The 10,750-nt window shown below is 70.1% G+C and carries 8 protein-coding genes; 2 read left to right on the plus strand and 6 right to left on the minus strand.

The features are described from left to right. Window positions 1-141: 141 nt before the first annotated feature. The gene (locus tag D6718_04540) at window positions 142-405 is read left to right on the plus strand and encodes a hypothetical protein (GenBank protein RMG47010.1); all 264 of its coding nucleotides are present in this window, start codon (window positions 142-144) and stop codon (window positions 403-405) included. Continuing rightward, on the plus strand, window positions 405-587 hold the full coding sequence (locus D6718_04545; GenBank protein RMG47011.1) for a hypothetical protein: 183 nt from the start codon (window positions 405-407) through the stop codon (window positions 585-587). Before D6718_04540 ends, D6718_04545 begins: the two co-directional genes overlap by 1 nt. Here D6718_04545 and D6718_04550 read toward each other — a convergent pair. The 6 genes from D6718_04550 to D6718_04575 form a co-directional block, all read right to left on the minus strand. Beyond that, the gene (locus D6718_04550) at window positions 542-2,089 is read right to left on the minus strand and encodes a hypothetical protein (GenBank protein RMG47012.1); all 1,548 of its coding nucleotides are present in this window, start codon (window positions 2,087-2,089) and stop codon (window positions 542-544) included. The genes D6718_04545 and D6718_04550 overlap by 46 nt on opposite strands. Next, window positions 1,984-3,732 carry a DUF3373 family protein gene (locus D6718_04555; GenBank protein ID RMG47013.1) on the minus strand — a complete coding sequence of 583 codons (1,749 nt, stop codon included), beginning with the start codon at window positions 3,730-3,732 and terminating at the stop codon, window positions 1,984-1,986. The genes D6718_04550 and D6718_04555 overlap by 106 nt, the downstream gene beginning before the upstream one ends. Before the next feature lie 16 nt (window positions 3,733-3,748). Further along, entirely contained in the window at window positions 3,749-4,120 is a 372-nt protein-coding gene (locus D6718_04560) for a hypothetical protein (protein RMG47014.1), read from the minus strand. A gap of 209 nt (window positions 4,121-4,329) precedes the next feature. Beyond that, a complete protein-coding gene (locus tag D6718_04565) occupies window positions 4,330-6,078 on the minus strand; it encodes a PAS domain S-box protein (protein ID RMG47015.1) in 1,749 nt (582 codons plus the stop codon). A 112-nt stretch (window positions 6,079-6,190) separates the two neighbouring features. Beyond that, window positions 6,191-7,225: a DUF4236 domain-containing protein gene (locus D6718_04570; protein ID RMG47016.1), complete on the minus strand. Its 1,035-nt coding sequence runs from the start codon at window positions 7,223-7,225 to the stop codon at window positions 6,191-6,193. A 23-nt stretch (window positions 7,226-7,248) separates the two neighbouring features. Further along, on the minus strand, window positions 7,249-10,662 hold the full coding sequence (locus D6718_04575; GenBank protein ID RMG47017.1) for a CHAT domain-containing protein: 3,414 nt from the start codon (window positions 10,660-10,662) through the stop codon (window positions 7,249-7,251). Between the last annotated feature and the right edge of the window lie 88 nt (window positions 10,663-10,750).

Below are 10,750 nucleotides of genomic sequence, written 5' to 3' on the forward strand. Positions count from 1 at the left end.
GCACTCCGTGCGTCACGTCACCCGGAGCGGAGTCGGCAAGCCTCCCGGAACGGCGGGGACTGGCCGACTGCCATCTCGCGTTCGCAGGCCCGTGGCGGGTTCCGGAGCCGCCTCGGGCGGCATCCGGAATTCGCGCACGGGGTGTTGCCCGCCTGCACGGCCGGGCGGCTCGCCGGCCGGCTCGCCGCCGAACGGCACCCGAACGGTCGTTCCGATGCGCCGCTTCACCCCCTCGCCACCGGCATGACGACACGCCTGCCGTTCGAGGATTCGGTTCTGCCGGCGATCGAGCAGCCGTTCGCGGCGGCGGGCCCGGAGGTCGGCATGGGTTTCGTCGATGCAGGAGTCCTGAAGGACGCGCGATCCTCGCGGCGCGCGGGATCCACGAGCACCTGTCGGTCGTGATGTTCCTCGACAGCCGGAGGCGCTCGGCCCTCCGCGGCCGGGCGGTGGAGCTGCGCGGTTTCCCCGCCGTGAGTTCTGTGGGGATCGATCCCGCGCAGCTCCTTCGCGAACCCGTCCGGCGCCGCAGCGGCCGCGATCAGGGCGACCCCTCCAGCAGCCGCTCGAGCGGGTCGCCCGGGTAACCCAGCGCCTTCCAGTCGAGCCGCCCGTTCGGGCTGTGGCAGTCGAGGCAGCCAAGCGCCTGATCGGCCGGGACCACCTCATGGAACAGGCCCATGTAGCGGACCGTCTCGACCCACCGGAAGCGGATGTCATGCAGGCCGTAGAACTTTTCGGCCGCCTCCTGCACGAAGGGCGTGATGTCCCCGTCGGCGCTCGCGTAGTACTCCTCCGTCACGATCGGAACCAGCCAGTTGCGCTCCTCGAGCAGCGGCAGCTTCGCGCGATGCACCTTGAACGGATAGATCTTCGCCCGCGGCTCGTCGCGGGAGCCGACCGGTACCGCAATCGGGATCTCGCCGCTCGGCAACGGCGAGACCGGCCGTCCGGCCAAGGTCATCCGCGTCCGCCCGTCGAACCAGGCATAGACTGGAATCACGTGCTCGCGCAGCTCCATCTTCATGTACCAGCGGCCGCGATCCTCCTGCCAGACCGGCGTCGACCAGTCCCGATAGACATCGGTCGGGTCATCCTTGGCGAATTCGGGAATGTGACACGCCGTGCAGTGCACGCGCGCGGTGTGGCGGTCGAGAACCTTGACGTCGTGCGGCTCTTCGCCGTGACAGTCCGCGCAATCGAGCGGCGCTTCCGGCATCTCGCGATCCGCGAGATCGGCGCCGCGCCCGCGCACCCGATGATCCTCCCCCATGTGGCAGTCGATGCACTCGAAGCCGGCGCCGTCCCGGCCCATGTGAACGTCGAAGGATCGGTCGCAGTCGTGCAGGCGGTACTCGAGGTCGCCACGTTTGTAGTTGGGTCCGCCCCCGGACCCCGCGTGGCACCGCAGGCACATCACTTTCTTTGGTAGCGAGATGCGCTGCGAGACGATGTCGAGTCCCTCCTGGTTCTGCCACAGGATCGGTTTCCATTCCCAGCTACCGTCTGCGTTCCGGTACAGATCGCGGCGGTAGCCGCTCGCGTGGCAGATCAAGCAGTCGATGTTGAGGAGCTGCTCTTCCGTCATCTCCTCCGACGGCATCCGGCCGCGGCCGGCGTGGCACTTGGAACAGCCTTTCGCCAGCACCCGGCCGTCGGCCGCGCGCACCTCGCCGATCCAGTTGATTCTCGGATTCGTACAGAAGTCGTTGATGACGTTGATCTTGCCGAGCTTGCCGCCGGGTGCCCCCTGGAGGTCCGGAGTCGGACCCTTCCACTGGTAATGGACGGAACGAAAGAAAGTCTCCGCTTGTTCGCGGTGGCAGCGCAGGCAGGTTTTCGTCCCCTCGTAGTGCTCCCACAGTCCCTCGTGACCGCGGAAGGGCGAATCCGCTCCCACCCCGAGCGTGGGCGACGGCACTACCGCCGCTGCGATGGCGATGGGAGCGAGAAGGCTCCGGATCGGCATGATGCGCTCCTTTCTCACCACCTCGCCATGAGGCTCAGGGCGAACTTTCTGGCGCTGTCGTACGTCGGGAAACCGAGAACGGGCTGCGTTTCGAGGTCTTTTGGCGTCCCGAGCAGCCATCCCGATCCCGAGTAGTCGTAGCTGTAATCGATGTAGTCCAGCTTGACGAGAAATCGGTTCTCGATGCGGTGCGTCAGATAGACCTCCCAGACGTCGCCTCGTGTCTGTGTCTTCGGCGCGATGATCTCGTCCTCGGCCGCCGCGAAGTTGAACCAGTACCGTGATCCGTGGTTGTACTCGACCCCGATCTTCGTGCGGTCGTCGTTGAAGCGAAGACGCACGCCGCCGTAGAACATCGAGCCGCTGCGATCCTGCGGTGCTTCGAACGGGTCGGAGAAGAGGCCACCGAAGGGGGTCGTCACGCCGTTGGGGCTCGATTCCACATAGTTGGCGCTCACAAACCAGTCGACCGGTCCATCGCTCCGCTGGAAAACGACGCTAGCGAGATCGAGGTCGCCGAGATGGGCCGACGGGGTGTAGCGCAGGATGACGGGAGCGGGTATGGCCTGACCCGTCACCGGGTCGGCCGGAAGAACGACGAGCCCGTTGAACCCGTCGGTGACGTCGAACGCCTTCGCGACCGTCAGTTGAACGAACATGTCGTCGGTGTCCCACACGTCCCAGTTGATGCCTAGCAGCTGCACGTCGTCGAGGCGGTCGGCCGGGTTCTTCAGCACCTGGCCGTTTCCGAAGCCGGACTCGTACCCTACGCCGTAGCACAGCCGGAGGGTGGAAAAGTCATTGATATGCCAGCCGAACGTCAGGCCGTCGAACTGGAAGTCGATCACCGAGCCGGCAGGGGTTCCGCCGCGCGGTTCGTCATGCCGGAAGTTCAGCGGCACGCCGCCGGTCGAGGGACGGCGGCCGATCGAGAGGTAGACCGGCAACCCGCCGATGTCGTTCCAGGAGAAGTAGGCCCGCTCGACGCGCAGGATATCGGAGTTCGGGACGTTGGCCGTCGTGCCGTCGATGTTGATCGTCGTCGGCTGCCCGTTGAACACCCGTACGCCGGTCGAGTCGCCCCAGACTTTGTACATCGAAAGGCGCCCGTCGAAGGTGACGTTGTCGCCGACCCGCGCGCGGATCCGCAGCCGCAACCGGTTGGTGTAGAGGATGTCGTTGTCGGCGTTCGCTCCGGGCACGAAGGCAGCGGGCAGGTACATCGCGAACAGTTGCTGCTGCAACGCCGGATCGAAACCGGCCATTGCCTCCTTGAGCTGGCCGAACGTCAATTTCGAAGTGAACAGCAGCCAGTCGGCATAATGGGATTCGATCTGCGCATCGAGATCGGCGATCGATTCGGGCGGTGCCCCGACCTGCTGGAAGTAGAACAGCGTCTTCACGATCAGATTCTGCAGCACCATTCCGTCGAAGTGGTCCGGGATCTTCGCTTGAATCGTGTGAGCTTCGAACCGGAAGTCCCCCTGGAAGAGCAACCGATCGAGGGCAGCGTGGCGCTCCGGCTCGTTCAGACGTCGCTCCAGGTCCTCGATCCGCTGCTCGAGATCCTCGACCGCATCCCGCGTGGCGTCCGCGCTCACGTCGCCGTCCTTGTCGGCCGCCGCCGCGGTGCCGGTCCGTTGTTCGGTCGTTGCCGGCGCGGTCTTCGCGGCTGTAGCCGCGTGCGTCGTGGCCGCCGGGACGCCGGCCGCCAGCAGTACGATCGACGCGGCCACGATTGAGAACACCCTTCGCTCGCTCATCGTCTTTCCTCCCGGCTCAGCGCCCGCAGGTCATCGGCTGCTCCGAGTCGGCCGCGTGGTCGACTAGGAACTTCTCGAGCTGCTTACGGATCTCGGGTGTGAGGATCTCGCCCAGCGCCCGCTTCTTCTCCGGATGCGTCAGCCTGGCGTGGGTCCGGGCGAACTGCTTGGCGAAGAAGCGCTGCCACTGCATGCCGATCAGCGACGAAGGCGAGAGCGGCTTCGCGCTCCCTTTCGGCTGGTGGCAGACGCGGCAGCTCGCTTTCCACAGCTCGACCTGCGCTTTGGTTCCACTCGCGGCGAGGGCCGTGCCCAGGCCGCCTGCCGCCAGCAGCGCGGCGGCCGCGAGGGCCAGCGCTCGCACCGCGATCGCTTTTCCGGTGCTCATCGTCCTGTCTCCTTCCGCGTCTTTCCCGAGACGCGACACCGGTTAGTAAGGCAAAGGGCATGCCAGCATCAGAGACGCCCGTCGTCGCAAGTCATTGAGAAAAAAGGCCTTCGGAACCCACGCTGAGAGCAGCGGGTGCGAGCGAAACAGATTGTTTCAGGTGAGAGAAACGGTGCGTTTCGTGCGACGGATCGTTTCAGGTGACGGGGTCAGCGGATCAAGTCGTATCGCTTCATTCGCCGCCAGAGAGTCGTGCGGCTGATGCCGAGTTCGCGCGCGGAACGCGTGACGTGCCAGCGATTCCGCCGCAGCACCTCGAGGATGCGTCGCTGCTCTTCCTGCTCCGGTCCGGTGGGGACCGCTTCGTCCGGGGGAACGGTCTCCGGCGCGACGGCGCGGCGGATCGCCGGGGGCAGGAACGCGCGCTCGATGCGACCGGTCGTCGTCGTCACCATCGCGACCTCGATCGCGTGCTCCAGCTCCCGCACATTGCCTGGCCAGTCGTAGGCGAGCAGCATCGCCATCGCCCGGTTCGAGATTCCCCGGAATTCCTCCTCGCGGCCCGCGTAGTACTTCGCCCGGAATTTCTCCATGAAATGCTCGACGAGCGGCGGGATGTCGGCACGGCGCTCTCGCAGCGGTGGGAGGTGAATCTCGAGCACCGCCAGCCGGTAATAGAGGTCCTCGCGGAACCGCCCGGCGGCGACCTCCGCGGCGAGATCGCGGTTGGTCGCCGCGATGATGCGGACGTCGACCCGGCGCGAGTCGGTTCCGCCCACACGCTCGAACTGTTTGTCCTGGAGCACCCGCAGCAGCTTGGCCTGAAGCGCCGGCGAGGTGTCGGCGATCTCGTCCAGGAGGATCGTGCCGCCGTCGGCCAGCTCGAAGCGGCCGGGCTTGTCGCGCACCGCACCGGTGAAGGCGCCTCGGACGTGGCCGAAAAGCTCGCTCTCAAGGAGGGTCTCGGTGAGCGCAGCACAATTGACGACGACGAACGGCCGGTCGCGGCGAGGCCCCGTTTGGTGGATGGTGCGGGCCACCACGTCCTTACCCGTTCCCGAGGCGCCGGTGATCAGGACGGTTACGTCGGTCTCGGCCGCTACACGAACCTGCTGGAGGACCTTCCGCATCGCCGGACTGAGCGCAACGATCCCGGGGACGGCGCTGATCCGGGCCAGCTCCCGCCGCAGGGCGACGACCTCCGTGCGGTCATAGACGAAGGCCGTCACGCCGGCGACCTCATCGTCCTCGTCGAGCAGTTGCGCCGTCGTTACCTCCACGACACGCTCGTTCCCGCCCGGCACGATTCGCTCGCGGCAGCCGTCGACCGGCTTGCCGTGTTCGAGCGTCCACAGGAGCGGGCAGTCTGTCGAGCACTTCTCGCCCCGGAGGACATCGTCGCAACGGCGACCCACCGCCTCCGCGGCGCTGACCCCGGTGATCCGCTCGAGTCGGCGAGAGAACGACCGGATCACCCGCTCCCGGTCGACGGTGAAAACGCCGTCTCCGACGGCGTCGAGGATTCGCTCCGTTCGCTCCTTCTCCCGCCGGATGACCCGATTCACTTCCTCCAGTTCCAGGATGGTGTCGCGGAGCGCATCCATGTTGCGGAAGTTCTCGATGAGCCCGACGCAGCGGTTCGCCTCGTCCAGGAAAGGGTACGCGGTGAAGCAATACGAGCAGCGAGCGCTGGGCCCGCCGAGCTGAACGTTGAAGTGCACGTGCACCTGCCCGCGAGGCACCTCGAGCCGCTTCGGCGAGATGGCCGCCAGCGTCTCGGCCGGGACGAGCTGGGACAGTTTCCGGCCGCGCAGGTCCTGTCCCTCCCGGCCGACGATGCGAGCGAACGCATCGTTGGCATAGAGCACGGTCTCGTCGTGCCCGACGATGAGGATCCCGTCGGTGATGTGATCGAGGATGCGCTCCGGCGCCAGGCACCCGTTGGAGGCTTCGGCCATCGTCCACCCGTTGGCTGAGCAGGGATACTAACTTACGAATATGTTATATCCCCAACGCGGCCCCAGCCACCCGCGCATCCAACCGTTTCCAGACAGTGGGAATCGGCCGTGATCAGGTCCGGCCGAGGCGGCGGGCCACTTCCGCGTCGTGGGGATCCTCCGCGTAGAGCCGCTCGAGATCCGCCCGCGCCTGCCGCGTCCGCCCGAGCGCCTCGTAGACCAGGGCGCGCTCGAAGCGCAAGGCGCGCAGCAGCTCGGGAGGGCGACCCTTGCGCCGGCGCAGCCCCGCGGTGAGTGCCTCGCGTGCGGCGTCGAGCAGGCCGAGGCGGCGCAGGGCGCGCCCCTTGTACAGGAGCATCGCGGCATGAGCCGGACTTTCGTTGCCCAGCCCTTCGGCGAGCTCCACGACGCGTTCCGCCGCCCGGCGGCCTTCCGCTCCGGCGTCCGGATCCGCCTCGAGGAGAAGCTCGGCCAGTGACACCTTGACGACCACGTCGCCGGGGCGCATCCGGAGAAGCCTCTCGAGCGCGGCGATCGCTTCCTTGCGTCGGCCGAGACGCTGCTTCGCCTCGACCAGCCCGAGCAGCGCGCCGGCGAGGCCGGGCCGGACGTGAGCGGTGATCTCCGGCGTCACCGGCAGCTCGAGGTCGAGATCGAGGCCGTAGCGGCGGAACGTGCGGCCCAGCTCCTCCCCCCGCTCGGCCGCCGATGCGAGGAAAGCGGCGGCCTCCGACGGCCGGTCCAGGGCGAGGGCCAGGTACCCGGCGAGGAAGGCGCCGTCGGCGAGGTGCAGCGCCTCGCGCAGCCGCTCGAGCGCCGCCACCTCGTCTCCGCGCACGAACTCCCGGCACCCGGCGATGAACGCCCGCTCGTGCGCGGGGGTGAACAGCCGCTCGAAGAAACCGGGCGTCAGCCGGCGCTCGAGCGCCTCGGCGCGCCGTGACGCAGAGCTTGCGGCGCCGCGCGACGGCAGTGCGTGCGTGTAGAAGAGTCCGGTTCCCGGAATACCAAAGGTCACGCGACGGCCGCGGGGGCCGGCGGTGAACTTCGCCCCTCGCGGGCCGATCGACGCGGAAACACCCGAGCGGCTGAAGTTCAGCGTCACGCCGGGAGCGATGCGGACGCGGCGCCAGAATCGGAACGCCATCTCTCCTCCGCTGCCGCCAGCGGCTAACGCCAGTCACCCGCCGCGACGAACGCCCCCCAGTAGAACGGGTGGACCGGGCGGTGCGAGGCCCGGCGCACCGCGATCACCTCCCGCGTCGCCGCCGCCACGGCCTCGGCGGTGGGCCGCTGTTCCTCCAGGCGCGCGCGATAGAGGGCCGCCATCCACTCACGCGTCGCGGAATCGTCCGCCGGCCACAGGCTCACGATCGCCGTGCGCGCGCCCGCCTCGAAGAAGGCACGCTGCAGGCCGAGAACGCCTTCAGCCGTGCGGACCTCGCCGAGTCCGGAGTCGCAAGCGGAGAGAACCACCCACTCCACGCCCGTCAGGTCGAGCGCGGCGATCTCGGCGGCGGTCAGCAGGCCGTCGTCCGCGGCGCTGTCCCGCCCGGAGCCCTGAGGCCCGGCGCCGATCGGTGCGCGATTGGCGCCGGCCAAGGCGAGTCCGGTTCGGAACAGCGGGTCGATCGGCACCGGCAGCACCGGCCCCGGCGCGAACGGCGCTTCGCCGCGTGCGCCGGCGGGGACCGTCCGGGGGCAGTCGCTTTCGATCCGGAAACTGTGCGTCGCGAGATGCAGGATCCGGCGCCCTGGGGCTTCCCGGCGGAACGTCGCTTCGTCCGCGGCGGCGCCGGTGACGATCCGGACCGCCGCGGGGGCCCCGCGTCGAGCGGCCGAAGCGCGCCACCGTTCGGCCAGATCGGTGACCTCCCGCTCCGTTCCCGGAAGCGGCGCGAAGCGCGCGGGAACGAGCCGCCAGCAGCCGTCCCGGCTCCGGGCGGAATCCCGCTCGGACGGCGGCATGGCGCTTTCCACGTCCTCAGGTGCGCCCGCCCGCGCACCCGCATCGAAGTCGATCCCCCCGACCGCCAGCAGACCTCGCCCGCGGCGAACCGGCGCGCCGCGCAGCAGATCGCGCTCGGAGGTGAGCCGGTGGACCGGAGCGCCGGTCTCGGCCCAGAAGCGGCCGCCGGCCGCCGGAAAGGTGGCGGGATTGACGGCGTGCAGCGCCCCGTCGGGAACGACGAACAGCACCCGGGCGCCTCCGGCCTTCGCGACCACCGGATCCCAGACCGCCCGGCGCAGCGACTCCGCCGCCTCTCGGTAGCGCGCGTCCGCCTCGTGACGATCGCGGCCAGCGGCGAGCGGAGGTGCCGAGATTTCCTCGCGCCACCGCCGGACCAGCTCTTCGATCCGACCGGCATCGCCCAGAGGCACGGCGATGGGATCGGCTTTTCCCGGGGGGAGGACGAACGCGACGTACGCCCCCCGAACCTCCCCGGTCCTCCCGGCCTCGTCGAAGCGCGCCCATGCGATCAGCGCCGCATCCGGCGGCAGCGCCGCGCGCACGGCATCGATCGTGATGCCCTCCACCGGCGCCGGCTCGGGCCCTCCGGCGCGCGCCAGCTCGCGTTCCGCCCTTTCCGCCTCCGCGCGGGCGCGCCGGATGGCGTCGCGGTAGGCCGCGGCCGGCGTCGATCCCGGTCCGCGCACGATCAGCCCGGCGAGGTTCCGGCGGGCGCGCAGGAGCGCGAGCCGCGCGTCGCGGCTGCCCCGGGCTTCCGCGAGCCGCCTGTGGATCAGGCTGTCGAGCACGAGCGCCCGGGAGGCGATCAGCGCCTCCCACACCCGCGCGATCTGCGCCGGAGCGAGGCGGCCTCCGGCGGCAAGGCCGAGGGCGACGTCCCGCCCCGAGCGGCCTCTCATGGACAAGGCGATCTGCAGCGCCTGTCGCTCCGGCAGGCCGCCCAGTTGCGCCCGCAAGCCCTCGCGGCTCGACCTCCACGCGCGCAACGCGAGCTCCAGGGCGCCCGCCGCGTCCCCCCGCGCCGCCAGGAAGGCGGCGTGCTGGTGGAGAGTGCCGGCAGCGGCCGGATGGTCGAGTCCGACGGTGCGGCGGAGGACCTCCTCCGCTCGCTCGAACTCCCGCGCCGCCGACGCGTCGTCCCCCAGCTCGAACGAGAGGACGGCCAGCATCTCGTGATCGCGCGCCGCCTCCACCGAGGGGGCATCCTTCTCGTAGCGCGATTCGATCGCCGTGGCGCGCTCGATCAGCCGCCGCGCCTCTCGCCGCCGGCCCATCGAACGGGCCGCCAGCCCCTGGTCGTACAGAGCCTGCGCCAGCGACCGGTGATCCGGCCCGAGGGCCGCTTCGAGTCGCCGCGCCGCCTCGCCGTACCGCCGGAAGGCGCTTTCCAGATCGCCTTCGAACCAGTGGGTGTGCCCGAGCGCGATCATCGACTCGGCGATCGCCGGATCGTCCGGATGCAGGCTCCGCCGCCGGATCGCCAGGGCCTGCTCGATGCGGCGCCGTCCCTCGGAAGTGTCGCCGAGCCGCGCCAGGAGCAGCCCGGAGTTGTTGAGCGCCTGCGCCCGCGCCAGAGGCTCGTGATCCGGGTGGGCAGCGAAGTAGGCCAGCGCGCGCTCGAACAGATCCTGAGCGTCGGCGAGGCGGCCGAGCTGCATCAGGATCGTCGCCAGGTTGCCGCGAGCCACGGCCGCGGCGAGGCCGTCGCCGGCCGCCTCGGCGATGTCGATCCCGCGCCGCGAGGCCTCGATCGCCTCGTCGAATCGTCCCGCCTGGAGCAGCGCCGCCGACAGGGCGTCGTAAGCCGAGGCCGTCCGCGGGTGCCGGTCGCCGAAGGCCGCGCGCACGATGCGAAGGGCTTCCTGCTGATGGCTCACCGCCTCCTCGGTGCGGCCGAGCTCCATCTGCAGGAGGCCGATGTTCCGGTGGATCGTGGCCAGTCTGGGGTCACCGGGTTGCAGCCGGCGCTCCCGGATCGCCAGGCAGCGCTCGTAGACGCCCAGCGCCGCCTCGCGCTCGCCGAGATCGACCAGCAGGCCCCCGAGGTTCACCAGCGTGGGCGTGATTTCGAGCGCCTCGGTGCCGAACAGCCGCTCGCGGATCCCCAGCGCGGTCTCGTACGCGCGGCGCGCCTGCTCGAGCTGCCGGCGCCGGTGGAGCACCGTGCCGTACTGATGCCAGCTCAGCGCCGTGCCCGCGTCTTCGCGCCCGAGTTCGCGCTCCTTGATCGCGATCGCCCGGCGGGCCAGGCGCTCGTCCTCCTCGCTCGGGACGGCCGGCGCGCGGCGCGCGGCGTCGACCGCCAGGTCGAGCACCTCCGCCGCCGCGAGCGTGTCGCCGAGCCCGTGCTCCTCGAGTTCGCGGAGCTTCTCGAGGGCCCGCTCCCGCGCCTCGGCGAAACGGCGCTGGTCGATCAGCGCGCGGATCGCGGCGAAGCCGTCCTCCCCCGCGCCGCTCTCCGGCGGCGCGGTCCAGCAGACGGGCGCTCCCGAAACGAGCGCGAGCAGCGCGAGCGCCGCGCGCAAAACCCCACGCGGGCCGCTGGCGGACCGATCCACGCCTCCCCTCGCCTTCCGGCCGGCGCGACGGCTCCGGTGCGCCGGCCCCCGCAAGATACCAAAAACGCGGCGCCGTGCGGCCCGCGCCCGCGCGGCGGGCTCAGGCCGGCAGGGCCGGCGTCCGGGGCCGGAAGGCTCCCGG

Source organism: Acidobacteriota bacterium (assembly GCA_003696075.1).
In the GTDB taxonomy this organism is placed as follows: domain Bacteria; phylum Acidobacteriota; class Polarisedimenticolia; order J045; family J045; genus J045.

Coding starts and splice junctions, on each gene's coding strand:
- D6718_04570 (RMG47016.1), bottom strand. CDS start 7,225: ATGGCGTTCCGATTCTGGCGCCGCGTCCGCATCGCTCCCGGCGTGACG.
- D6718_04550 (RMG47012.1), bottom strand. CDS start 2,089: ATGGCTGCTCGGGACGCCAAAAGACCTCGAAACGCAGCCCGTTCTCGG.
- D6718_04555 (RMG47013.1), bottom strand. CDS start 3,732: ATGAGCGAGCGAAGGGTGTTCTCAATCGTGGCCGCGTCGATCGTACTG.
- D6718_04545 (RMG47011.1), top strand. CDS start 405: ATGTTCCTCGACAGCCGGAGGCGCTCGGCCCTCCGCGGCCGGGCGGTG.
- D6718_04565 (RMG47015.1), bottom strand. CDS start 6,078: ATGGCCGAAGCCTCCAACGGGTGCCTGGCGCCGGAGCGCATCCTCGAT.
- D6718_04560 (RMG47014.1), bottom strand. CDS start 4,120: ATGAGCACCGGAAAAGCGATCGCGGTGCGAGCGCTGGCCCTCGCGGCC.